Origin of the sequence: Mesorhizobium sp. B4-1-4, assembly GCF_006439395.2 — a bacterium.
Taxonomy (GTDB): domain Bacteria; phylum Pseudomonadota; class Alphaproteobacteria; order Rhizobiales; family Rhizobiaceae; genus Mesorhizobium.
This window is the reverse complement of the sequence record NZ_CP083950.1, coordinates 1,108,983-1,131,158: the sequence shown is the minus strand read 5'-3', so window position 1 is coordinate 1,131,158 and position 22,176 is coordinate 1,108,983. Positions and strand designations below refer to the sequence as shown.

The window sequence follows — 22,176 nt, the reverse complement described above, 5'->3', positions numbered from 1 at the left end:
ATGGCGCCCGCTTCCGCCCTTATCCTTGCGGACAGAAACCGTTCATGCGAAGAGCCCGCAAACGAGCAGGAAAATTGCGATGAGCAAGCGCGAAACTGGCCAGCACAAAACGGGCCAGCAAAAAACGGGCAAGCGCAGGAACGGGCTCACCTACGCCGAGGCCGGCGTCGACATCGATGCCGGCAATCTGATGGTCGAGAAGATCAAGCCGCTGGTGCGCGCCACGCGCCGGCCGGGCGCGGACGGCGAGATCGGCGGTTTCGGCGGCCTGTTCGACCTCAAGGCTGCCGGTTTCACCGATCCGGTTCTGGTGGCCGCCAATGACGGCGTAGGCACCAAGCTCAAGATCGCCATCGATGCCGGCAAGCACGACACGATCGGCATCGATCTCGTCGCCATGTGCGTCAACGACATCGTCGTGCAGGGCGCGGAGCCGCTGTTCTTCCTCGATTATTTCGCCACCGGCAAGCTCGATCCCGACCAGGGCGCAGCGATCGTCGGCGGCATCGCCCAAGGATGCCGGCAGGCCGGCTGCGCGCTGATCGGCGGCGAGACCGCGGAAATGCCCGGCATGTATCATGGCAAGGATTATGACCTTGCCGGCTTTGCCGTGGGTGCGGCTGAACGCGGCCAGCTTTTGCCCACCGACGACATCGTCGAGGGCGACGTGCTTTTGGGCCTCGCCTCCTCCGGCCTGCACTCCAACGGCTTTTCCCTGGTGCGCCGCATCGTTGCCGCCAGCGGCCTTGCCTGGGGCGATCCGGCGCCGTTCAACGACGAGGCCACACTGGCCGAGGCGCTGCTCGAACCGACGCGTATCTACGTCAAGTCAATCCTGAAGGCGATCCGCAACACGCACGGCATCAAGGCGCTGGCGCACATCACCGGCGGCGGCTTCCCGGAAAACATTCCACGCGTGCTGCCCAAGGATTTCTCGGCCGAGCTCGATCTCGAGGCGATCGACGTGCCTCCGGTCTTCTCCTGGCTGGCCAAGACCGGCGGCGTGGCGCCGGAGGAGATGATGCGTACCTTCAATTGCGGCATCGGCATGATCCTGGCGGTGGCGTCCGGCCAGGCGGCGCAGGTCGCCGCGGTGTTGCAGGAAGCCGGCGAGACGGTGACGCCGATCGGCCGCATCGTGCCGCGCCGCGACGCCGGAGTGATCTATCGGGGCTCGATCGGCCTATGAGCACGCGGAGGAAACGCACCGTCGTTCTGATATCGGGACGTGGCTCCAACATGACGGCGCTGATCGCGGCGGCGAGTGACCTGGCCTTCCCGGCCGAGATCGTCGGCGTCATTTCCGACAAGGCGGATGCCGCTGGGCTCGCCATCGCCAAGGCCCGCGGCATCGCCACGCAGGTCATTTCCCGTGCCGACCATGGCAGCAAGCAGGCGCATGATGCCGCGATCGACGCGGCACTCAAGGCATTCAATGCCGAGATCGTGGCGCTGGCCGGCTATATGCGTATGCTCACCACCGGCTTTGTCGAGAAATGGCAGGGCCGCATGATCAATATCCACCCCGCCCTGCTGCCCGCGTTCAAGGGCCTCGACACCCATGCAAGGGCGCTCGCAGCCGGCCTTCGCATCCACGGCTGCACCGTCCATTTCGTCACAGCCGAAATGGACGACGGCCCGATCATCGCCCAGGCTGCCGTGCCGGTGATGGTCGGCGACAATGCGGATATGCTGGCTGCCCGGGTGCTGAAAGCCGAGCACAGGCTCTATCCTCTGGCCCTGGGATTGGTCGCCGAGGGAAAGGCGCGCATGGAGGCCGGCCGAACCGTGCTTGCCCATTTTGCCGACGATGCCGACAACGGCACTTCGGTGGTGATGGCACCCGACCCGCTGCGCGAGGAAGCCGACCTTGAGCATCTGGCACGGATTACGCCCTGACCTTGAGGCTGGTAGCAAATATTGCTACCTTCTGACCAAGGAGACAGTTCGATGACGACAGTCGAAAAAGTGAGCGTGGCGCTTTCCCCGGAACTCCTGGAGATGGTCAAGGACGCCGTCGGCAGCGGACGCTATGGATCGGCAAGTGAAGTGATCCGCGAGGCGCTGCGCGAGTGGCGCTTGCGTCAGCCGCTCCGCGAAGCCGAAGTTGAGCGATTGCGCAAGGCTTGGGCGGAGGGGCTGGAGAGCGGCCCGTTTGCTGATTTCGACATCGAGGACATCAAGCGAAAAGCCCGCAGCCGGCTCATCGACGCTTCCAAGAAATAGGCCATGGGAAGCATACAGATCATTCGCAGCCCAGCGGCGGAAAATGATCTTGTCGATATCTGGCTTGCCATCGCCGGGGACAGCCCACGTGCCGCCGACCATTTTCTAGATGCCATCGCCGAGCGCATCCTGCACCTTGCTGACTTTCCCGAATCAGGACCGCGCAGACCCGACATCGCCGCTGACGCCAGAGCGCTGACCATAGGCAACTATCTAACTCTCTATCGCCTGGCCGGAAGACGGATCGAGATCGTGCGCATCGTGCATGGCGCGCGTGATGTGTCGACGCTGTTTTAGGATCGAAGTCTTGGACATCTTCGACAGTTCAATGCGAAGAAAAGGCGACCTCGCCGGTGTCTTCGAGTACGATGAGGCCGATGGACCACAAAACGCTACGGCCTATTTTTATCTGAGCGAAATCGAGGGCCAGGCGGTTGGACCGATCATTGGCGTGATTCACATTCGCTCAGGCGCGTGGGCGATCACCGAGGCAGATGTCGCCGTCAGGTGGGATCGGGACGAGCAACGTGTGGGCCTGTTTGTCTTCGGCGTCCTGACAGCCGCCTTTGATGCTGCCACAGGCGCGAAGTACGGTGGCGGACATGGCAAGGATTTCAATGCCTCGATTCCCTGGTCCTGACAAATGCCGATGAAACAACTTCTCTTGCTTCGCCATGCCAAATCGAGCTGGGACGACCCTGATCTCGATGATTTCGACCGGCCCGTGGCCGATCGCGGGTTGAAGGCCGCCCGATTGATGGGCCGCGAGCTTGCGGCGCGCGACTGGCTGCCGCAATTGGCGCTGGTATCGCCGGCGCTGCGCACCCGCGACACCTGGCGGCTGGTGGCGGCAGAGTTGCCCGTGCACCCGCGGGTGGCGTTCGCCGAAGCGCTCTACGAAGCTTCAGCAGCCGATATTCTGGGCCAGATTCGTCAAGCCGACCCGTCGAGCGGTTGTCTGGTGGTGGTTGGCCACAATCCAGGCCTGGAGAACCTGGCGAAACAGCTTGCCGCGCCAACGTCGGAGATCAAGGCGCGCAAGAGGCTGGAGGAAAAGTTCCCGACAGCGGCGCTTGCGCGCTTCGTCTTCGAGGGCGACTGGTCTGGCCTGTCGTCGGCGCGGTTGACACATTGCCTGCGCCCGAAGGATCTGAGCTAGACTCCGTCAAGCCTGCTGCACACCGTCTCAAGACGTCAGTTCCCCCAGATGCCCTGGCCCGGTTCCGGCCAGTCGGTGGTGGTCTTCATCTTGGTATCGGCTGCTGCCTTGTGCCCGGCCATGTCCGCAGTCTTGACCGCGCCGGTGACGGCATGATCGACGCCGGCTACCGCAGCAAGCGGCTGGTTGGCAGTGTCCGAACCATAATGGTCACTGCCGGCAAAGGCGGCGCCGGCAGCAACGAGGATGGCGGCGATAGCCAGAGCGATCTTGTTCATTTCAATCTCCTGTTTCATTCGTTAGGCGGCGTCTTGGGAGGACGGTTCCGCTGAGGACAAGACCCGAGGCCGTCCGGTTTTATTCCTCGAAGTGGAAGCTTTTTGGTGCCGAGCGCGAAGACCGGCGCTCAAGACGATACCGGCCGGGACTGCCCTCTTGCGCAGAAGCAAGAGCGGCGGGCCAAGCCCACCACACGGTTCTTCGATCTCCCGCATTTGCCTTGCGACGGGATCGATATTATCGCTTGCGGACGCCCATCAATGGGACGCGATCCGGCTGTGCCGGTCAAAGAAGAGGACGGAATTCAGCATGAAGTGCTGCCCGGGACAGAGTTAGAGAAATGCGGCTGCTGCTTGTCGAGGACAATCGCGAACTGGCGGATTGGCTGGGCAAGACCTTGCGTCAGGCAAACTATGTGGTCGACATCGTCCATGACGGCGAGGATGTCGAGCATGCGCTTGTGGCCGGCGACCATGCGCTGGTCATCCTCGACCTTGCGCTGCCGCGCATGAGCGGGCTGGAGGTGCTGCGCATGCTGCGGGCACGCGGCAACCGGGTGCCGGTGATCGTGCTGACCGCCAACGCCAGCCTCGACGGACGGGTCAAGGGTCTCAACGAAGGCGCCGACGACTATCTGGCCAAACCCTTCCAGATCGAGGAACTCGAAGCGCGCATCCGCGTGCAGTTGCGGCGCGCCAACGACCGGACCGCGCCTGTCGTTGCCTGTGGCGATCTCGTCTTCGACACCAACACGAGGCTGTTTTCGCTCGCTGGCGAGACACTGTCACTGACGCCGCGCGAACACGCGGTGCTTGAACAATTGATGGTCAAGGCCGGGCGAACCGTGAGCAAGGCCGCCCTGTCGGCGGCGATCTATGATTTCGAGACCGACGCCGACCCCAGCGCCATCGAGATCTATGTGCACCGTGTGCGCAAGAAGCTCGAAGGGTCGCGGGTCCAGATCGCCACCTTGCGCGGCCTCGGCTATCTTTTGCGCCATGAGGATTAAGCGCAATGAAGATTGGGCGTCATGACGATTGGTGCCATGAGGATTAACAGTCTTCGCCTGCAGCTTCTGGCCTGGGTGGTGCTGCCGCTCGCCGGGCTTGCCACCGTCAATCTGTGGACCAGTCACCGCAGCGCCCAGGCGACCGCCGATCTGATCACGGATCGGATGTTGGTCGGGTCGGCACGGATGATCGCCGAGCAGGTGGCCATGACCGACGGGGTACTCAACGCCACGGTGCCGCCGGCAGCGCTTGAAATGTTCGACACTGGCGACCGCGACAGGGTCTACTACCGTGTCGAGACCGCGGGCGGACGGCTGCTGACAGGCTATCCCGGGCTGCCCCAGGCGCCGGGACACCCCAGCATGGAAGCTACCTACCGCGGCCAGGCGCTGCGGCTGCTTACATTCACGCATGCGGTGGTCGGCGCCGGTGCCGATTCGCCGATAACGGTCTCCGTCGGCGTCACGCTTGCCGGCCATGACGCGATGGTGCGGCATCTCTGGTTCAGTGCCTTCGCCCAGCAACTGGCGCTGGTGGCGATTGCCGGCGTCTTCGTGCTGCTCGGCCTGCGGCGCGGACTGGCGCCGCTGATCAGGCTGCGCGACGCCGTGCGTTCGTCGAAACGCAGCGAGCTCGACCCGATCGAAGTTGCCGGCGCGCAGAACGAGATCCGGCCGCTGGTCGAAGCTCTCAACGCCTATATGGAGCGGGTGCGGGCACAGATGGCGGCGCAACGCCGCTTCATCGCCAATGCCGCGCACCAGTTGCGCACGCCGCTGGCGCTGTTGTCGACGCAGGCGAGCTACGCGCTGCGCGAAAACGCCGTCGATGCGCGCCGGGAAGCGCTTGTCGCCCTGCAGGCAAGTGCCGGCCGGCTGGCGCGGCTGGCCGAACAGCTCTTGACCCTGTCGCGCGCCGAGCCGGGCAGCCGGCGGCCACGCGCCGACCGCATCGACCTGACCGAAGCCGCGCGCCAAGTGCTGGAAACGCACGCGCCAAGGGCCATCGATCGCAACATTGATCTGGGTCTCGACGAAACTGGCGCCGTGCCGGTCATCGGCGACGGCACCATGCTGCGCGAGATGATCGTCAACCTCGTCGACAATGCGCTGCGCTACACACCGGCGGGCGGCACCGTCACCGTCAAGCTCCTCGCCGATGGCGAGGCCGTGCTGACGGTCAGCGACAACGGGCCAGGCATACCCGCCGACGAACGCGACCATGTGTTCGAGCGCTTCTACCGCATCGCCGGGTCGACCGAGGAAGGCAGTGGGCTGGGCCTCGCCATCGTGCGCGAGGTGGTCGAGAATGCCGGCGGCCGCGTCACCCTTGCGGATGGCGCGGCCGGCGGCCTGATGGTCGAGGTGCGGCTGCCGCTGGCAGGCGGCTAAAGCGAACCCTGCCCGGTTTGGATCCGCTTACTGCGTTTCGTGCAACGGCTGCGGACGCCATTTCGCCAGCCGGTTCTCAACCATCGTCATCAGATATTCCGCACCCAGCGCCACCACCATGATGATGACGATCGCGGCATACATGCCGGCGGCATCGAACGAACCCTTGGCGATGTTGATCAAGAGCCCGATGCCATAGCGCGACCCGACAAATTCGCCGACGATGGCGCCGATGATGGCGAAGCCGAAGCTGACATGCAGGCTGGCGAAGATCCAGCTCATCGCCGACGGCACGATCACCGAGCGGGTCAGTTGCCAGTCGGAGGCGCCGAGGATGCGAGCATTGGCGATCATCGCGCGATCGGCCTCGCGCACGCCCTGGAAGGCGTTGTGGAAGACGACGAAGAACACCATCACGAAGGCCAGCGCCACCTTCGAGGCAAGGCCGAGACCGAGGATCATGATGAAGATCGGTGCCAGCACGACGCGGGGAATGGAGTTGATCACCTTGATGTAGATGGAAAAGATGTCGGCGGCCATGCGGTTGCGGCCGAGGGCCACGCCGATCAGGATGCCGGCGACGGAGCCGGTCACGAAGCCGAGGACGGACTCCTCCATGGTGACATAGAGATGGTACCAGAGCGGCCCTTCGGACGTGCCTTCCGTCGTCCATTCATAGAGCCTCTGTGCGATCGCGCTCGGCGTGGCATAGAAGAACGGGTCGATCCAGGCCTTGCGCCCGGCGATTTCCCAGGCGGCGAGGAAGGCGATGAGGATGGCAAAGCGCCAAAAGATCACCGTGCGGCGGCGATGCTGCGCGGCCCTGGCGGCGGCGGCTTCGATTTCGGCGTCGGAAGTTCCCGGCCGGAAGCTTCCTGCCCTGATGTCGATGGCGGCATCGGTCATGGTGTCCTCCTTCACGCGGCGGCGCGGGCATAGCTGGTCTCGACCTCTTCCTTGAGATCGGCCCAGATGGTGCGCGAATAGTCGATGAAGCTTTGCTGGTAGCGGATGTCGGCGACGATGCGGGGACGCGGCAGGTCGATCGTATAGACCGACTTCACCGTCGCCGGCCCGGCGGTCAGCACATAGACCTTGTCGGCCAGTGCGATCGCTTCCTCAAGATCGTGGGTGACGAAGACCACCGATGCCTTGGCGTCGGACCATAGACGCAGCAGTTCCTCGTGCATGAGGACACGCGTCTGCACATCAAGCGCGGAAAACGGTTCGTCCATCAGGAAGATCTCGGGGCCGTTGATGAAGGTCTGCGCCAGCGCCACGCGCTTGCGCATGCCACCGGAAAGCTGGTGCGGATAGTGGTGCTCGAAGCGCGCCAGACCGACACGTGCCAGCCAGTCGCGCGCGGCCGCCTGGGCCTGCGGTCTTGGCTTGCCGCGAAACAGTGGTCCGGCCATGACATTGTCAATCACCGTGCGCCAGGGAAACAGCGCGTCGGTCTGGAATACGAAGCCGATGCGCGGGTCTATGCCCTTGACGGGCGCGCCCATGACGCGGACCTCGCCAGCGCTTGGAGTCGCCAATCCGGTGATCAGGTTGAGCGTGGTGGATTTTCCGCAACCGGTCGGACCAACGACGGCGACGAACTCGCCGCGCCGGACGCTCATGGTGAAATCCCGCAGCGCCGTGAGCGACTTGCCCGTGGGCGAAAGGAAGCGGCGGCTGACATTGATCAGTTCAATCGCCGGGGTGGTCTGGTCTTGTTCGTTTTCTTGAGGGGCCATCGTGGAGCTCCTGGTTCGAGCAAACGCCACCGCCGGCCATGGCCGCCGGACGCGAAAATTGAGGACAGCCGGCGCGATGCCCTGGCATCACGCCGGCACGGTCCATTACTTGGCGTTTTTGACGAATTCCGTCGTGTAGGTCTTGGATAGGTCGATCTGCTTGCCTTGCAGTTCCTTCTTGAACGCCGAAAGAACGGTCAACACCGTCTCCGGGCCGCCTTCGGGCATGATCCCGTCGGGGGTGAACATCCCCTTGCCGGCATCCAGGGCCTTCACGTAGGCTTCCTTGTCGCCGACGTAGTAGTCCTTCGGCATCTTGTCGGCGATTTCAGCGCCGCTGTGGGTGTTGATGAACTTCTGCGTCTTGACGAAGGCATTCGCCAGCTTCTGTACCACATCCTTGTGGGCATCGACCCACTCGGTCTGCATGTAGAGAGATGCGGCCGGGTATGTGCCGCCGAGCGCGGCTTTGGTGCCTTCCATCGTACGCATATCGATAAGGACGCGGGCTTCGCCCGTCTTGAGGAGCCGGGTGATGGTGGGTTCGGTCGTCATGCCGGCCTGGATCTTGTCCTGTTGCATGGCAGCGATGAATGTGTCGCCGGCGCCGACGGGGATCGAGGTGAACTCACCAAGCTTCAAGCCGTTCTTCACCGCCAGATATTCGGTCAGGAAGTTCGTCGACGAGCCGAGGCCGGTGACACCGAGGTTCATGCCCTTGAAATCGGCGGGAGACTTGATTTCGGGATGCTTCGCCGAAACGAGTTCGACCTCGCCCGGGGCCTGGCTGAACTGGACAATGGACTCGACGAACTTTCCCTTTGCCTGCAGGTCGATGCAGTGATCGTAGAAGCCGACAACCCCTTGCACGGCGCCGGCCAGCATTTCGTTTTCGGCATCGACACCTGCCGGTTCATTCAGCAGTTCGACCTCGAGACCCTCGTCCTTGAAGTAGCCGAGGGCTTCGGTGAGCTTGGCGGGCAGATAAATCTGCTTTTCATAGCCACCCACCATGATGGAGATCTTTTCGTCGGCCGCCGATGCCACTGTGGCGCCCGTGGCGGTGATGGCAAGCGTCAAGGCGGCTGTGCGCAAGGCGCACTTCGAGATGAAACCGGTCACAAAACTTCCTCCATTTGGGCGACGCGCTGTGAAGCCGCGCCGCATTCCTCCCTCGCCGACCGTCGTGGGCCGGACATGCGGTGACACCGCAAAAACTGTCATGACATGCCCAAGCTTTCAGCTGGCTTTCAGCCACGAGGCAAAAATATTCGCAATTTCATGTCCGGGCGCTCAGCCCCAGCACATCGCGCATGTCGTACTCGCCCGGTGAACGTCCCGCCACCCAGAGTGCAGCGGCAATGGCGCCTCGGGCGAACATGACGCGGTCGCCGGCCGCATGCGACAGGGTAAAAAGCTCACCTTCGGCACAGAAGCCGACGCTGTGTTCGCCGACAATGCTGCCGCCACGCGTCACCGCAAACCGATCTCGCCGGCGGGACGCGCGCCGGTGACGCTTCTGCCATCCGGCGGCCCATGCGAGCCAGCGCGCCGGCGATGGCAATCCTGACCGGCGGTTGCGCCATGGCCTTCGCCTATTTCCACATGCCGCGCATGCGCGCGCCGATGTCGACGCGCACCTCCGGCCGGGGTGCCCTGCCCTGCGCCGCTTGCACGCCTGGCCACGACATTTGCTGGAACGCACCCAGGATCGAAGCCGGGATGAAGCGGGTGCGCGAGGCGTAGAGATGGCGGTCTCCCCGCGCCGCCTGGCCGTGCGGAAAGAAGCGCTGCGGCATGACCAGGCTGAGATTGTCCTTGGCCCGCGTCATCGCCACGTAGAGCAACCGGCGCTCTTCCTCGATGTCCTCCTTGGTGCCGACGCCGAGATCGGCCGGGATACAGCCGTCGACCGTGTTGAGCACAAAGACGTTCTTCCACTCCTGGCCCTTGGCCGAATGGATGGTCGACAGGATCAGATAGTCCTCGTCGCGATGCGGCGGTCCGGCCTGATCGCTGGTCGCGTCCGGCGGATCGAGCGTCAGTTCGGTCAGGAAACGCTCGCGCGAGACGTAACCCGACCCGATCTGCTCGAGCTGCAACAGGTCGGCCCGCCGCGTGATCGCATCCTCGTGGATACGCTCCAGATGCGGCTCGTACCAGAGCCTGACCTGTTCGAGATCGGCCGGCCATTTGGCGCCGGCCCGCAGGCCGGAATAGAGATCGACGAAGCCCGGCCAGTCGTCCGCCGCGCGTTGCGGAGGACGCCATCCCGCCAGCCCCATCGCCTCGTCCAGTGCCGTTGTCATGGTCTCGACGATTTGCCCGGCGGCCGAAGGGCCAATGCCAGGCATGAGCTGCAGCACCCGAAAGCCGGCGACGCGGTCGCGCGGATTTTCGGCGAAGCGCAGCACCGCCAGCATATCCTTGACGTGCGCGGCATCGAGGAACTTCAGGCCTCCGAACTTGACGAAGGGGATGTTGCGCCGCGTCAACTCGATTTCGAGCGGCCCACTGTGGTGCGAGGCGCGAAACAGCACCGCCTGCGATTTCAGCGCCGTGCCGGCCTCGCGCTCGGCCAGGATTGTGTCACAGACGAAATTGGCCTGCTCGACCTCGTCACGCACGCTCACCAGTCTCGGCTTGTCGGCGGATTTACGCTCCGACCACAGGTTCTTGGTGAAGCGTTCCGGGGCCTCGCCAATCACCGCATTGGCGGCTGCGAGAATCGTCTCCGTCGAGCGGTAATTGCGCTCCAGCATGACCACGTCGGCGGCCTGCGCGAACTGGCGGGGGAAATCGAGAATATTGCGCACCTCGGCAGCACGGAACGAATAGATCGACTGCGCGTCGTCGCCGACCACCGTCAGCCCGGCGCCGTCGGGCTTCAGCGCCATCAGAATAGAAGCCTGCAGCCGGTTGGTGTCCTGGTATTCATCGACAAGCACATGGTCGAAGCGTCCGCCCAGATGCGCCGCGATTTCCGGCTCTGCCGTCATCTGCGCCCAGTAGAGCAGCAGGTCGTCGTAGTCGAGCACGTTTTGCGCCTGTTTGGCCTCGACATAGCCGGAGAACAATTGCTTCAGCTGCTCCGCCCAACCGGCGCACCAGGGAAAGGCGGACCCCAGCACCTCGCCGAGCGGCGTCTGCGCGTTGACGGCGCGCGAGTAGATGGCAAGGCAGGTGCCCTTGGTCGGGAAACGCGCTTCGGTCTTCGAGAAGCCGAGTTCATGGCGCACGAGATTCATCAGATCGGCGGAATCCTCGCGATCATGGATGGTGAAGGCCGGATCAAGTCCGATCTCCAGCGCATAGTCGCGCAACAGCCGCGCGCCGATGCCGTGAAAGGTGCCGGCCCAGGCCAGCGCATCGGTGATCACCGCGGCGTCGCGGCCAAGCACCTCGCCGGCGATGCGCTCGACGCGCCTGGCCATTTCCGATGCGGCGCGCCGCGAAAAGGTCATCAGCAGGATGCGGCGCGGGTCGGCGCCCTTGACGATCAGATGAGCGACACGATGCGCCAGCGTGTTGGTCTTTCCGGAGCCGGCGCCGGCAATGACCAAAAGCGGCCCGGCGATCTTGCCGTCACCATGCTCGACGGCCTGGCGCTGTGCATCGTTCAGCCGGGCGAGATAGGCGGGCTGGGCGGTCGATTCCAAGAGAGTCGAATCACGGGCGGCGAGGTTCATCGCCCATCAAGCATCGTTTCCGCTTTGTTCGCAACACAGAAGCGGGCGTGACGACGGGCTACCGTCTCGGATCGACACCCATCGCCGCCGATTGGCGGCGCAGTGCCTCGCGATCACTTTTTGGCGCCGGCAGCAGCAGCGGATCGACGTTATCGGGCACCTCATCGATTATCTTGCGAGCGAGGCGATAGGCGAGAAAGGCAAAGGTGCCTGCCAGAAGCAAACGAAACATGCGGCGGTTCTCCTTTGATGGAGATCAACCGCAGATATGACGTTTTGTTCCCGACGCGAAATTCGCAACCAAACCGGCACCGCATCGTTGTGAGGCTGGAGGCGATAGCGATGAAAAAGCCAAGATTGGGCCTCGTTCTGGTGGCTTTGATCGGTTTGGCGACTGTCTCGGCCTGCGACAACAAACTGCCGCCGACGAAGGCCCCGGATGCCGGACAGAGCTCTTACGTCGCCGGCAATTCCGTTACGAAAACAGGCAGTGCCGGCAATTGAGATGGCGTTCCGTACAACAGGATTTGGGCCGGAGCATCAAGGCATCGCCGCGATGCACTCCTCGAGGCGCTCAAGGCGGAACTTCGCATTGCGCAATTCATGCCCTGCTTCATGCCGTTGCTGACGGCCTTGGGCTGGGGATGCTGCCGTCAGGTCTTTTTCGAGCTCGGCGATGCGCGCACGAACCTGGAGGGCCTCCTCCTGACGCAACGCCTTTATCCAGCTCCGCCCGCGCATCTGTGTCCTGCAAGCATCCCCGAAAGTCCGTCGCTTCCATGCCAGCAAAACCCTAACTTCCTGCAATGGCGAACATTCTAAATTTAAGGATTGCTAATTTAGCAAGACAAGAGACGCCAGGAAGAAGGCCGGCGCCGCTTGGGAGGTAATCTGATAGCGCCGGCCAGGCGGATATCAGGTCCGCCGCGACACAGAGGCTAGCTGAGTCTTGCCCCTGCGTCATTCGACATCGCGGATTTCCGGCTTTCCCGGGCGTTTTTCCCCGGCAAAAGCGCGCCGAATGTATCCATCACCGTTCAAATCCCAAGCCGTTGCCTGGCGATGGCGACATGGAAATTGGCGCCGAACAACAGCCCCTCATCGTTGAAGTCATAGGTCGGATTGTGCAAAGGCGCCGAGGCCTCGCCATTGCCGAGGAAGACGAAGCAGCCGGGCACGTGATCGAGGAAGCGGGCGAAATCCTCCGACGCCGTCATTGGCTCGCGGGCGACCGCGATACTGCCCGGCTTGAAGACGTTCTTGGCGGCGGCGAAGGCCGCGTCGACCAGTTCGGCATCGTTGCGCAGCGCAACGAACTCTCTGGTATAGTTGACCACGGCGGTGACATTGTAAGCGGCAGCGGTGCCTTCGGCGATGACGCGCATCTGGCGTTCGATCTCGGCGCTGACCTCGGGGCGGAAACTGCGCGCGTCGCCAAGGATGCGGGCAAGACCGGGCAGTGCATTGCGGGTGCCGTCGGTAACCAGTTCGGTCACCGAAACCACGGATATGTCGGCAGGGCTCAGGCGACGCGCGACGATGGTCTGCAGATTGACGACCAGCGCACAGGCGGCGACCAGCGTTTCCTTACCCGAATGCGGCCGCGCAGCGTGGCCGCCCAACCCCCTGAGCACGATCTCGAAGTTGTCTTCGGCCGACATGACCGGGCCGGCACGGGTCTCGAAATGCCCGACCGGTAGGCCGGGCGTATTGTGCAAGCCGAAGATCTCGTCGAAGGGAAACCGCTCCATCAGGCCATCGTCGAGCATGGCCAGCGCGCCCCTGCCCCACTCCTCGGCTGGCTGGAAGATGAAGCGTACGGTGCCGTCGAAACCACCCGCCTCGGCCAGCAGTTTTGCCGCGCCAAGAAGCATCGTTGTGTGGCCATCATGGCCGCAGGCGTGCATGATTCCGGGATTGCCGGAGCGATATGGCGCGGTGGATTGCTCGGCGATGCGCAGCGCGTCCATGTCGGCCCTCAGCGCGATGGCGCGGTTGCCGCTGCCGCGTTTCAACGTGCCGACGACACCGGTGCCGCCGATCCCCTCGACGACATCGTCCAGGCCGAATTCGCGAAGCTTGGCCGCGACGAAGGCAGCCGTGCGTTTCTCCTCGAAACCGAATTCGGGATGCGCGTGCAGGTCACGCCGCCATCCCGTCATCTCGCGCTTCAGTGTTTCGGGATCAAGTCCAGCCATTTCCTCACCCCTCGAACTCGGCAAGTTCGGTGACCACATCAAGCAGGATATTGGCGCCGGCAACAAGCTCGGCATCGTCGGTGTGCTCGCGCGGATTGTGGCTGATGCCTCCGGCGCTCGGCACGAAGATCATCGCCGCCGGCGCGATGCGCGCGATCATCTGGGCGTCATGGCCCGCGCCCGAGGTCATGCGCCTCGAGACAAGCCCGCGCTTCCTCGCGGCGACCTCGATCAGTTCGACGACTTGCCTGTCGAAGACAACGGGCTCGAAGCGCGCCAGCTTTTCGACCGTCACGGTGATGCCGTCGGCGGCGAGTTGTTCCAGAAAGGCCGCCAGCGCCGCCTCCTCCGCCTGCAGGCGCTGCTCGTCGGGATCGCGCAGATCGACGGTGAAGACAGCGCGTGATGGAATGACATTGATGGCGTTCGGCTCGAAGCGCATCGTGCCGACTGTGGCAACCGTTGGCGAGTTGGAGGCCGCGGCCCGGTCATGCAGGAAGGTGACCACGCGTGCCGCGGCGTATCCGGCATCGCGGCGCATCGACATCGGCGTGGTGCCGGCATGGTTGGCGACACCATCGATGGTGATGCGCTGCCAGGAGATTCCCTGCACGCTTTCCACTGCGCCGATCGGAATGCCTTCGCGCTCCAGGACCGGCCCCTGTTCGATATGCAGTTCGATATAGATATGCGGCTTGAGAAAGCCCGGTTCGCGATCGCCGGCATAGCCGATGCGGGCCAGTTCCTGCCCCAGCGTGCTGCCATCGGTGCCGACAGCGGCGAGTGCCGCTTCGACATCGATGCCGCCAGCATAGACCAGCGAGCCCATCATATCGGGAGAGAAGCGCACGCCCTCCTCATTGGTGAAGGCGGCGACGGCGAGCGGGCGCGACGGCGGAAGACCCGATGCCTTCAGCGTCTCGATCACCTCCAGCCCGGCAAGCACGCCATAGCAACCGTCATAAATGCCGGCATCGATGACGGTGTCGATATGCGAGCCGATGAGCAGTGGTGCCTTGCCTGCATTGTCGGCACTTTGCCAGATGCCGAAGATGTTGCCGATGCGGTCGATGGCGACATCAAGCCCGGCCTGGCGCAGCCAGCCGACGAAGAGGTCACGGCCCAGCCTGTCCGTGTCGGAGGCGGCCAACCGGATCAGCCTGCCCTCGCCGTCGCGACCAACAGCGCCCAATTCACGGATGCGACCAAGCAGGCGCGGTGCATCGATCGCGATCATGGCGTTGCCTCGGCAGCCAGCTTGCCGGCCAGCACGTTGGCCGGGCTCGTGCCGACCAGTTCGGCATAACGTTGCGGGTCGGTGGCGCCTTCGGTGTTGATCACCAGGACGCGGGCCTTGCCGTCGAGCCCGAGAACCATCTTGTTTTCGGCCGCAGCCCGCATCAGTCCGGCGAGGCCGACGCCACCGCTTTCACCGGCGACGATCGCCGGATCCCTGCCGGCCGGCCGCGCCAGCCGGCGCATCACCGCGATGGCGTCATCCTCATCCACGGTCATGAAGGCGTCGGCGGTGCGTGCCAGCACGCGCCAGGCGACTTGCGAGGCTTCATAGCATTCAAGCATGGCCATCACCGTCGGCCGGTCGTGCGCCACCTTGACCACGCGCCCTGCCTGGGCAGCCGCGACAACGCAAGCGGCGCACGCCGGCTCGACCACGGTGAAAATCGGCCTGGCGTCACCGAGAACGATGGCCAGATGGCCGGCCACCGCGGCGGCAATGCCGCCGACACCCGCCTGGACGAAAACGTGGGTTGGCGGTTCCCGGAGTTGGCGCAGCGCTTCGCGCACGATCGCGGTATAGCCTTGCATCACCAGGCCGGGGATGCGCTCATAGCCCGGCCACGACGTATCCGACACCACGGTCCAGCCTCTGTCGGCCGCGACCTTCGCGGCTTGCCTGACCGAATCGTCATAATTTCCATCGACACGGACCATCTCCGCACCGTAGCGGGCTATTGCCGCAATCCGCTCCTGGCTGACACCGGAATGGACAAAGATCACGGCCTTGGCACCGGCAAGCTCAGCACCTTGCGCGACGGAGCGGCCGTGATTGCCGTCTGTGGCACAGGCAACCGTCATCGTCGCGGCGACAGCGCGAACATCGGGTCGATCGAGATCACCGACATCGACAGGGCGGCCAAGCCGCTTCTCCGCCTCCTCCAGCACAAGGCGGAAGACGGCATAGGCACCACCCAGCGCCTTGAAGCTGCCAAGGCCGAGACGAAAGCCCTCGTCCTTGACATGCAAGGCACCGAGGCCGAGTTCGGCAGCCAACGCCGGCAGCCCGTGCAGCGGGGTTATCAGGTGATTGTCGCGATGAGCAAGAAAATGCTCGACGATGTCCGCCCCGGCGACCCCAAGCGTTTCGGCATCGGCGGCGGTGAGTGGCTGGCGGTGCAAGGCATTGCGGTTGAGCAGGAACACTGGCGCTCTCCTTTGGGTCGCTGAGAATATATTGCAGGATCGGCGCAAAAAGCGCTGTAATTGACCCTCCGGAATGCAAGTTTGTTTCGCCAGGATGTCTCCATTGTCTCCATCGCTCCTCTCACTCGACAGCTTCGATCTCGCCATCCTTGCCATCCTGCAGCGGGACAACACCACGCCGCAGCGGCTGATCGGCGAAGCGGTCAACCTGTCGGCACCGGCGGTGCAGCGCCGCATCAAGCGCATGGAGCAGACCGGGGTCATTGCAAGCAATGTCGCGGTGGTCGATCCGGCGGCCGTCGGCCAGCCGATCACCATCTTCGTCGAAGTGGAGCTCGAGAGCGAACGCACCGAGCTGATCGACGCGGCCAAGCGGCAGTTCTCGGCGGCGGCCGAAGTGCAGCAATGCTACTATGTGACGGGTGAGGCCGATTTCATCCTCGTCATCACCGTGGCAGACATGGGCGCCTATGAGGCGCTGACGCGAAAGCTGTTCTTCGGCAGCAACAATGTCCGCAAGTTCCGCACCTTCGTGGCCATGGATCGCGTCAAGGTGGGGCTGACGGTGCCGTTGCCGGATTGAACCTTGCCTGACGCAGCTGAAGCCAGCTCTGCCATGCTTTTGACATGCTCCGGACGCGAATTGAGCAGTGGAGGCGCGATTGGACGATACCACCCCAGTTGCCATCATCGGTGCGGGCCCGGCGGGCCTTGCCGTTGCCGCATGCCTGCGGCAGGCTGGGGTTGACTTCATCCTTCTCGAAAAAGAGCAGCAGGCCGCGCCCGCCTGGCGGTGCCATTACGAGCGCGTCCATCTGCATACGACCAAGCGCTATTCGTCGCTGCCCTTCGTGCCCTTTCCCAAGCACTATCCACGTTACGTGCCGTGCGATCTCTTCGTCGAGTATCTCGATGCCTATGCGAAGCGGTTCGACGTCAAGCCCCGCTTTGGAGAAACGGTGAAGGCGATCACCCGAGAGGGTCGCGGCTGGCGCGTGGACACGATATCCGGCTCGCTGCGCGCCAGACATGTGGTGATCGCCTCGGGCTACAATGCCGAGCCGTTGCGGCCCGGATTTGCTGGCATCGACACATTCAAGGGCCTGACGCTGCACAGCGCCGAGTACCGCAATGCCAAGCCTTTCGCCGGCCAGTCGGTGCTGGTCATCGGCATGGGCAACACCGGCGCGGAGATCGCGCTCGATCTGGCGGAAGGCGGCGCAAGACCGACGATTTCCGTACGCGGCGGCGTTCATATCGTGCCGCGCGAACTGTTCGGCGTGCCTATCCAAATGGTCGGCATGGCGGCGCGCCTGGGGCCGCAACGCCTCAATGATGTTCTTTTGCCCATCATCCTCGACCTGGTGATGGGCAGGCTAGAGAAATATGGGCTCAAACGGCCGAGACGGGGACTGCTGGAACAGATTGCGATTGAATCGCGCATACCGGTGATCGATGTCGGCACCATCGGCAAGATCCGGGAAGGCGCGATCAAGGTTGCGCCCGGTATCGGCGAGATCTCGCAACGCGGCGCCCGTTTTGCCGATGGCAAGCACAGCGAATTCGACACGATCATCTTCGCCACCGGTTTCCGGCCTGGCTATGCCAAATTCCTGGAGCCCAGTGTCCAGCCAGACCGCAGTGGCGTTACCGCGCAAGCTTCGGATCTCGGCCTCTACCTTGTTGGTTTCCACAATGCCGTCACCGGATTGCTGCGCGAAATCGCGATCGAAGCGCAGGCGATCGCCGACGACATCCGGCTCCGGCTGAACAGGAAAAAGACCGCCGAAACCCTGCCGGTGTGATTTGGCGCAGTGCGGCCGCACTTTGCCTTCTCAATCCGCGAAGCGCCCTGTCTTCAGCTTCATGCCGACGATCTTCGACAGCAAAAGCATTTGACGGTTTCAGCCGGCGCCGAGTTCTTGCGCCTTGCGCAGCCAGACCTTGTTGTCGTGGAAGGCGGCACCACCATAGGGCGCCGGCGCGTCGGCGCCGGTCAGCACGTTGATGCCCTCGCCGCGCTCATGCGCGCTGTTTGGCCAGATGCCTTCGGCGATCACGACACCGCGCTTGATGCCGTCGAACAATCTGGCGTGCAGCACCACCTCACCACGCTGGTTGCCGATCTCGACACGGTCGCCCACCGTCAGCCCGTGCGCGGCGGCATCGTCGGGGTAGAGGAGCAGTTCCGGACGGCCTTCCTTGGCTTTCGATACCGGCGTCTCCGAGAATGTCGAGTTGAGGAAATTGCGCGCCGGTGAGGTCGTCAGCCGGAACGGATGCGCCTCGTCCGCCACCTCGATCAGGTCGACATGGTCGGGAAATTCAGGCAGGCGTTCCACGGGGCCAAACAGTCCCATGCTCCTCGGAGGCCGGTTGGGTGCCGGCTGGCCGGTCCAATCGGCGCGGAAGCGGAATTTTCCGTCGGGATGGCCAAAGCCCCTGATGTAGTGGGCGGTCTCGAAGTCCGGCTGCAGATCGACCCACTTCCGTTCCTTCAAGCTGTCGAAGCTGCCCAGCCCGCGCTTGCCGAGAATGAGGTCTATATGCTGCTGCTCGGTAAGACCAAAGCCCGGGCGGTCGGCGACGCCCAGGCGCTCGGCCAGCTGTTCGATGACGAAATGATTGGTTCGCGGTCCTTCCGGCGGCTCGATCAGTTTGGGGCCGAGCGTGATGTGCTGGTTGCCGCCACCCTTGTAGAGATCGTCGTGCTCGAGGAACATCGTCGCCGGCAGCACGACATCGGCAAGCTTGGCCGTATCGGTCATGAATTGCTCATGCACGCAAGAGAACAGGTCCTCGCGCAGGAAGCCCTGTTTCACCAGCCGCTGCTCGGGCGCGACATTCGCCGGATTCGTGTTCTGGATCAGCATCGCCGTTACCGGCGGGCCGCCATAAAGCGCATCGCTGGCGCCGGTCAGCACCGGGCCTATGCGCGAATGGTCGAGATAGCGGATCGAGGGATCGCGCATGCGCGTGCCCTCCAGCACATCCTGGTTGAGCTTGAAGATGCCGGAGTTGGAATGGAAGGCGCCGCCGCCCTCATATTGCCAGCTGCCGGTGACAGCGGCGATGCAAGACGCGGCATGCATGTTGACGGCGCCATTACGCTGGCGGGCAAAGCCGTAGCCAAGGCGGAAATAGGTCCTTTTCGTCCTGCCAACGAGACAGGCGAAGGCCTCGATCTCGGCCACCGAAAGCCCGGTGATCTCAGCCGCCCACTCCGGTGTCCTGCGTTTGAGATGTGCTTCCAGCCCGGCAGGGTCATCGGTGTATTTTTCGAGATAGGCGCGGTCTGCCAGACCGTCCCTGAACAGCACGTGCATGACCGCGCAAGCCAGCGCGCCGTCGGTGCCGGGCTTCAGGACCAGGCCCATATCGGCCTGCTTCATGGTCGCGTTTTCATAGACATCGATGACGATGATTTTGGCGCCGCGTTCCTTGCGGGCCTTGATGACGTGGGTCATCACGTTGACCTGCGTGACCACCGCATTGGTGCCCCAGATCACCACGCAGTCGGATTTCGCCATCTCGCGTGGGTCCGGGCCACGCAAAGCGCCTGCCCCCATCATCCAGCCAGTCCAGGCGAGATTGGTGCAGATCGACGCGAAGAAGCCTGAATATTTCTTGGCGTGGCGCAGCCGCTCGATGCCGTCCCGTTGAACCAGCCCCATCGTGCCGGCGTAGAAATAGGGCCAGACCGTCTCCGAGCCGTATTTCTCCTCGGCCGCAACGAACTTTTCGGCGACCAGATCGAGGGCGGCCTCCCAACTTGCTTCCTTCCAGACCCCGTCGCCCTTGGCCCCGGCCCGCACCAGAGGCTTCAGCAGGCGGTCGGGGTGATGGACGCGGTCGGCATAGCGCGCGACCTTGGCGCAGACGACGCCGGATGTATAAGTGTTGGCCTTCGCGCCATGGACACGGCCGATACGGTTACCATCGAGCAGTTCGACCTCGAGCGCGCAGGTCGACGGGCAATCATGCGGGCAGGCCGAATGGCCGATCCTGAGCTTGGCGTGCTGGTTCATGGCGTTTGTCTAGCGGGTTTCGGGCTCGGCGTGTAGAGCCAGATGGCGCGTTCCCTTCTCCCCTTGTTTGTGGAGAAGGAAGAGGCTCCCCTACTCCGCCGTGCCTTCCTCGTACTCGGCCGACATGGTGAGCCACTTCTCCTCATGACCGGTCAAGGTCTGGGCAAGCTGCGAGCGCTCCTTGGCCAATCGCGTCGCGGTCGACGGATCCTTTTCGTAGATCGCCGGGTTGGCCAATTCGTCCTCGATGCCGTCGATGCGTTTGCGGATGCGATCCATCAACGCTTCGGTGGCGCGGATTTCCTTGGCCAGTGGCTCGAAGGCGGCGCGGCGCTGGGCCGCCTCGCGGCGGCGGTCGGCCTTTGACGCCTTGTCGGCCTCGCGCCGCTCGCGGCGATCGCCAGACACGCCGGTGACCAACGTCTTGTAATCTTCCAGGTCGCCATCATACGGGTTGACCGCGCCGTCCTTGACCAGCCAGAGCCGGTCGGCGGTCGCCTCGAGCAGATGGCGATCGTGCGAGATCAGGATCACGGCGCCGGGAAATTCGTTGAGCGCATGGATCAGCGATTCGCGGCTGTCGATGTCGAGATGGTTGGTCGGCTCGTCGAGGATGAACAGGTTCGGGCCCTCGAAGGCCGACAGCCCCATCAGGAGCCGCGCCTTCTCGCCGCCCGAGAGATCCTTGGCGGGTGTGTTCATCTTCTCGGTCGACAGACCGAACTGGGCGACACGGCCGCGCACCTTCGATTCCGGCGCCTCCGGCATCAGCCGTCGGACATGGTCATAGGCATTTTCCTCCGGACGAAGGTCATCGAGTTGATGCTGGGCAAAGATCGCCACTTTCAGCCCGGGCGCCACTGTCATGGTGCCGGTCTCCTGCTTGAGCCGGCCGGACAGCAGCTTGGCGAAGGTCGACTTGCCGTTGCCGTTGGCGCCAAGCAGCGCGATGCGGTCGTCGGCATCGATGCGCAGCGTCATCTTCTTTAGGATCGGCTGGCCCTCCGTATAGCCGACATTGACATTGTTCAGCGCAATGATCGGCGAGGCCACCGTCTTGACCGGCTCGGGGAAAGAGAACGGCCGCACCGAATCGTTCACGATGGCCGCGATCGGCTTCATCTTCTCCAGCGCCTTGATGCGCGACTGCGCCTGCCTCGCCTTGGAAGCCTTGGCGCGGAATCGTTCGACGAAAGACTCCATATGCTTGCGGGCGGCTTCCTGTTTGACGCGGCCCTTCTCCTGCAGTTCCTTCTGCTCAGTATACTGGCGCTCGAACTGATCGTAGCCACCGCGCCAGAAAGTCAGCTTCTTCTGGTCGAGATGAACGATGGAGTTGACGGCACGATTGAGCAGGTCACGGTCGTGCGAAATCAAAAGCACGGTGTGCGGATACTTCGACACATAGTTTTCCAGCCACAACGTGCCTTCGAGGTCGAGATAGTTGGTTGGCTCGTCGAGCAGCAGAAGATCGGGCTCGGAAAACAGCACAGCGGCCAGCGCCACGCGCATGCGCCAGCCGCCGGAGAAGGACGAAGCCGGGCGGCGCTGTGCCGCATCATCGAAGCCGAGGCCGGCCAGGATGGTGGCCGCGCGAGACTCGGCCGAATGCGCATCGATGTCGGCCAGCCGCATATGGATATCGGCAATCCGGTGCGGATCGGTCGCCGTCTTTTCCTCTTCGAGCAGCGCCGTGCGCTCGACATCGGCCTTGAGCACGATTTCGATCAGCGGCTCCTCGGTGCCGGGTGCCTCCTGCGCCACCTGACCGATGCGCGTGTTCTTCGGCAGGCTGATCGAGCCGGTCTCGGAGGGAAAATCGCCGGTGATCGCCTTGAACAGCGTCGTCTTGCCGGTGCCGTTGCGGCCGACAAGGCCGGCTTTGGTGCCGGCCGGCAACGTCAGCGAGGCGTGGTCGAGAAGCAGGCGCCCCGCCATGCGGAGTGAAAGGTCGTTGATGATCAGCATGGCGGCGCTTTTGCACCGGACATCAACGCTTCGCAAGACCCAGC

Annotated in this window: 23 protein-coding genes and 1 pseudogene; 11 read left to right on the top strand and 13 right to left on the bottom strand. The window is 63.7% G+C overall.

The genetic code is table 11. The annotated features are described in order from the left end of the window. Nucleotides 1-79: 79 nt before the first annotated feature. From purM to FJW03_RS05230, 6 genes are read left to right on the top strand one after another with little or no spacing between them, the layout of a single operon-like run. On the top strand, nt 80-1,189 hold the full coding sequence (gene purM, locus FJW03_RS05255) for a phosphoribosylformylglycinamidine cyclo-ligase (RefSeq protein ID WP_140765610.1): 1,110 nt from the start codon (nt 80-82) through the stop codon (nt 1,187-1,189). Further along, nucleotides 1,186-1,899 carry a phosphoribosylglycinamide formyltransferase gene (gene purN, locus FJW03_RS05250; RefSeq protein WP_140765608.1) on the top strand — a complete coding sequence of 238 codons (714 nt, stop codon included), beginning with the start codon at nt 1,186-1,188 and terminating at the stop codon, nt 1,897-1,899. The genes purM and purN overlap by 4 nt, the downstream gene beginning before the upstream one ends. A 51-nt stretch (nt 1,900-1,950) precedes the next feature. Continuing rightward, nucleotides 1,951-2,226 carry a type II toxin-antitoxin system ParD family antitoxin gene (locus tag FJW03_RS05245; protein ID WP_140611375.1) on the top strand — a complete coding sequence of 92 codons (276 nt, stop codon included), beginning with the start codon at nt 1,951-1,953 and terminating at the stop codon, nt 2,224-2,226. 3 nt (nt 2,227-2,229) lie between these two features. Beyond that, nucleotides 2,230-2,523, top strand: a complete 294-nt coding sequence (locus tag FJW03_RS05240; RefSeq protein ID WP_140765606.1) for a type II toxin-antitoxin system RelE/ParE family toxin — start codon at nt 2,230-2,232, stop codon at nt 2,521-2,523. Between the two features lie 10 nt (nt 2,524-2,533). Beyond that, nucleotides 2,534-2,866, top strand: a complete 333-nt coding sequence (locus FJW03_RS05235) for a hypothetical protein (protein WP_140611379.1) — start codon at nt 2,534-2,536, stop codon at nt 2,864-2,866. Between the two features lie 9 nt (nt 2,867-2,875). Further along, entirely contained in the window at nt 2,876-3,385 is a 510-nt protein-coding gene (locus FJW03_RS05230; protein WP_140611381.1) for a SixA phosphatase family protein, read from the top strand. A 35-nt stretch (nt 3,386-3,420) separates the two neighbouring features. Here the strand turns inward: FJW03_RS05230 and FJW03_RS05225 are convergent, their stop codons facing one another. Continuing rightward, nucleotides 3,421-3,663 (bottom strand): DUF680 domain-containing protein, encoded by a 243-nt coding sequence (locus tag FJW03_RS05225; RefSeq protein ID WP_140610793.1) that lies wholly within the window; start codon nt 3,661-3,663, stop codon nt 3,421-3,423. Between the two features lie 341 nt (nt 3,664-4,004). On the opposite strand from FJW03_RS05225, the gene FJW03_RS05220 reads away from it, so the two are divergent. Both FJW03_RS05220 and FJW03_RS05215 read left to right on the top strand, forming a co-directional pair. Beyond that, the gene (locus FJW03_RS05220) at nt 4,005-4,673 is read left to right on the top strand and encodes a response regulator (protein ID WP_140765604.1); all 669 of its coding nucleotides are present in this window, start codon (nt 4,005-4,007) and stop codon (nt 4,671-4,673) included. A gap of 36 nt (nt 4,674-4,709) precedes the next feature. Next, nucleotides 4,710-6,065, top strand: coding sequence for a sensor histidine kinase (locus FJW03_RS05215; RefSeq protein WP_140765602.1), 1,356 nt, complete (start codon nt 4,710-4,712; stop codon nt 6,063-6,065). Nucleotides 6,066-6,092: 27 nt separating this feature from the next. Here the strand turns inward: FJW03_RS05215 and FJW03_RS05210 are convergent, their stop codons facing one another. From FJW03_RS05210 to FJW03_RS05185, 6 genes and pseudogenes are all read right to left on the bottom strand, one after another. Further along, the gene (locus tag FJW03_RS05210; protein WP_140765600.1) at nt 6,093-6,971 is read right to left on the bottom strand and encodes an ABC transporter permease; all 879 of its coding nucleotides are present in this window, start codon (nt 6,969-6,971) and stop codon (nt 6,093-6,095) included. Nucleotides 6,972-6,982: 11 nt separating this feature from the next. Beyond that, nucleotides 6,983-7,807: an ABC transporter ATP-binding protein gene (locus FJW03_RS05205; RefSeq protein WP_140765598.1), complete on the bottom strand. Its 825-nt coding sequence runs from the start codon at nt 7,805-7,807 to the stop codon at nt 6,983-6,985. Between the two features lie 105 nt (nt 7,808-7,912). Beyond that, nucleotides 7,913-8,929 carry an ABC transporter substrate-binding protein gene (locus tag FJW03_RS05200; protein ID WP_140765596.1) on the bottom strand — a complete coding sequence of 339 codons (1,017 nt, stop codon included), beginning with the start codon at nt 8,927-8,929 and terminating at the stop codon, nt 7,913-7,915. 157 nt (nt 8,930-9,086) lie between these two features. Beyond that, nucleotides 9,087-9,322, bottom strand: a pseudogene (locus FJW03_RS05195) (dihydrodipicolinate reductase C-terminal domain-containing protein); the annotation flags it as partial. 80 nt (nt 9,323-9,402) lie between these two features. Then, nucleotides 9,403-11,496: an ATP-dependent helicase gene (locus FJW03_RS05190; protein WP_140765594.1), complete on the bottom strand. Its 2,094-nt coding sequence runs from the start codon at nt 11,494-11,496 to the stop codon at nt 9,403-9,405. A gap of 58 nt (nt 11,497-11,554) precedes the next feature. Then, a complete protein-coding gene (locus FJW03_RS05185; RefSeq protein WP_181165651.1) occupies nt 11,555-11,728 on the bottom strand; it encodes a hypothetical protein in 174 nt (57 codons plus the stop codon). Nucleotides 11,729-11,745: 17 nt separating this feature from the next. Here FJW03_RS05185 and FJW03_RS05180 point away from each other — a divergent pair, with 17 nt between their 5' ends. After that, nucleotides 11,746-12,000, top strand: coding sequence for a hypothetical protein (locus FJW03_RS05180; RefSeq protein WP_140765592.1), 255 nt, complete (start codon nt 11,746-11,748; stop codon nt 11,998-12,000). 36 nt (nt 12,001-12,036) lie between these two features. On the opposite strand, the gene FJW03_RS05175 is transcribed toward FJW03_RS05180, so the two are convergent. The 4 genes from FJW03_RS05175 to FJW03_RS05160 all read right to left on the bottom strand — a co-directional run bounded on the left by FJW03_RS05175 (nt 12,037) and on the right by FJW03_RS05160 (nt 16,136). Next, nucleotides 12,037-12,210: a hypothetical protein gene (locus FJW03_RS05175; RefSeq protein WP_226890592.1), complete on the bottom strand. Its 174-nt coding sequence runs from the start codon at nt 12,208-12,210 to the stop codon at nt 12,037-12,039. 323 nt (nt 12,211-12,533) lie between these two features. Then, entirely contained in the window at nt 12,534-13,694 is a 1,161-nt protein-coding gene (locus tag FJW03_RS05170; protein ID WP_140765590.1) for a M20 aminoacylase family protein, read from the bottom strand. A 4-nt stretch (nt 13,695-13,698) separates the two neighbouring features. Next, complete coding sequence (locus FJW03_RS05165; RefSeq protein WP_140765588.1) at nt 13,699-14,931, bottom strand: Zn-dependent hydrolase; 1,233 nt, start codon at nt 14,929-14,931, stop codon at nt 13,699-13,701. Then, complete coding sequence (locus tag FJW03_RS05160; protein ID WP_140765586.1) at nt 14,928-16,136, bottom strand: diaminopropionate ammonia-lyase; 1,209 nt, start codon at nt 16,134-16,136, stop codon at nt 14,928-14,930. The genes FJW03_RS05165 and FJW03_RS05160 overlap by 4 nt, the downstream gene beginning before the upstream one ends. 94 nt (nt 16,137-16,230) lie before the next feature. Here FJW03_RS05160 and FJW03_RS05155 point away from each other — a divergent pair, with 94 nt between their 5' ends. Then, the gene (locus FJW03_RS05155; protein WP_140610803.1) at nt 16,231-16,719 is read left to right on the top strand and encodes an Lrp/AsnC family transcriptional regulator; all 489 of its coding nucleotides are present in this window, start codon (nt 16,231-16,233) and stop codon (nt 16,717-16,719) included. Between the two features lie 79 nt (nt 16,720-16,798). Next, nucleotides 16,799-17,941, top strand: a complete 1,143-nt coding sequence (locus FJW03_RS05150; protein ID WP_140610804.1) for a flavin-containing monooxygenase — start codon at nt 16,799-16,801, stop codon at nt 17,939-17,941. A 99-nt stretch (nt 17,942-18,040) separates the two neighbouring features. Here the strand turns inward: FJW03_RS05150 and FJW03_RS05145 are convergent, their stop codons facing one another. Both FJW03_RS05145 and FJW03_RS05140 read right to left on the bottom strand, forming a co-directional pair. After that, entirely contained in the window at nt 18,041-20,164 is a 2,124-nt protein-coding gene (locus FJW03_RS05145) for a molybdopterin-dependent oxidoreductase (RefSeq protein ID WP_140765584.1), read from the bottom strand. A gap of 90 nt (nt 20,165-20,254) precedes the next feature. Then, nucleotides 20,255-22,132 carry an ABC-F family ATP-binding cassette domain-containing protein gene (locus tag FJW03_RS05140; protein ID WP_140610806.1) on the bottom strand — a complete coding sequence of 626 codons (1,878 nt, stop codon included), beginning with the start codon at nt 22,130-22,132 and terminating at the stop codon, nt 20,255-20,257. Nucleotides 22,133-22,176: the final 44 nt, after the last annotated feature.

Excerpts from the sequence above, each read along its gene's own strand:
- FJW03_RS05240 (WP_140765606.1), top strand. The coding sequence starts at position 2,230 with ATGGGAAGCATACAGATCATTCGCAGCCCAGCGGCGGAAAATGATCTT.
- FJW03_RS05145 (WP_140765584.1), bottom strand. The coding sequence starts at position 20,164 with ATGAACCAGCACGCCAAGCTCAGGATCGGCCATTCGGCCTGCCCGCAT.
- FJW03_RS05230 (WP_140611381.1), top strand. The coding sequence starts at position 2,876 with ATGAAACAACTTCTCTTGCTTCGCCATGCCAAATCGAGCTGGGACGAC.
- FJW03_RS05170 (WP_140765590.1), bottom strand. The coding sequence starts at position 13,694 with ATGGCTGGACTTGATCCCGAAACACTGAAGCGCGAGATGACGGGATGG.
- FJW03_RS05205 (WP_140765598.1), bottom strand. The coding sequence starts at position 7,807 with ATGGCCCCTCAAGAAAACGAACAAGACCAGACCACCCCGGCGATTGAA.
- FJW03_RS05165 (WP_140765588.1), bottom strand. The coding sequence starts at position 14,931 with ATGATCGCGATCGATGCACCGCGCCTGCTTGGTCGCATCCGTGAATTG.
- FJW03_RS05140 (WP_140610806.1), bottom strand. The coding sequence starts at position 22,132 with ATGCTGATCATCAACGACCTTTCACTCCGCATGGCGGGGCGCCTGCTT.
- FJW03_RS05210 (WP_140765600.1), bottom strand. The coding sequence starts at position 6,971 with ATGACCGATGCCGCCATCGACATCAGGGCAGGAAGCTTCCGGCCGGGA.
- purM (WP_140765610.1), top strand. The coding sequence starts at position 80 with ATGAGCAAGCGCGAAACTGGCCAGCACAAAACGGGCCAGCAAAAAACG.
- FJW03_RS05225 (WP_140610793.1), bottom strand. The coding sequence starts at position 3,663 with ATGAACAAGATCGCTCTGGCTATCGCCGCCATCCTCGTTGCTGCCGGC.
- FJW03_RS05220 (WP_140765604.1), top strand. The coding sequence starts at position 4,005 with ATGCGGCTGCTGCTTGTCGAGGACAATCGCGAACTGGCGGATTGGCTG.
- FJW03_RS05155 (WP_140610803.1), top strand. The coding sequence starts at position 16,231 with ATGTCTCCATTGTCTCCATCGCTCCTCTCACTCGACAGCTTCGATCTC.
- FJW03_RS05245 (WP_140611375.1), top strand. The coding sequence starts at position 1,951 with ATGACGACAGTCGAAAAAGTGAGCGTGGCGCTTTCCCCGGAACTCCTG.
- purN (WP_140765608.1), top strand. The coding sequence starts at position 1,186 with ATGAGCACGCGGAGGAAACGCACCGTCGTTCTGATATCGGGACGTGGC.
- FJW03_RS05180 (WP_140765592.1), top strand. The coding sequence starts at position 11,746 with ATGGAGATCAACCGCAGATATGACGTTTTGTTCCCGACGCGAAATTCG.
- FJW03_RS05215 (WP_140765602.1), top strand. The coding sequence starts at position 4,710 with ATGAGGATTAACAGTCTTCGCCTGCAGCTTCTGGCCTGGGTGGTGCTG.
- FJW03_RS05190 (WP_140765594.1), bottom strand. The coding sequence starts at position 11,496 with ATGAACCTCGCCGCCCGTGATTCGACTCTCTTGGAATCGACCGCCCAG.
- FJW03_RS05185 (WP_181165651.1), bottom strand. The coding sequence starts at position 11,728 with ATGTTTCGTTTGCTTCTGGCAGGCACCTTTGCCTTTCTCGCCTATCGC.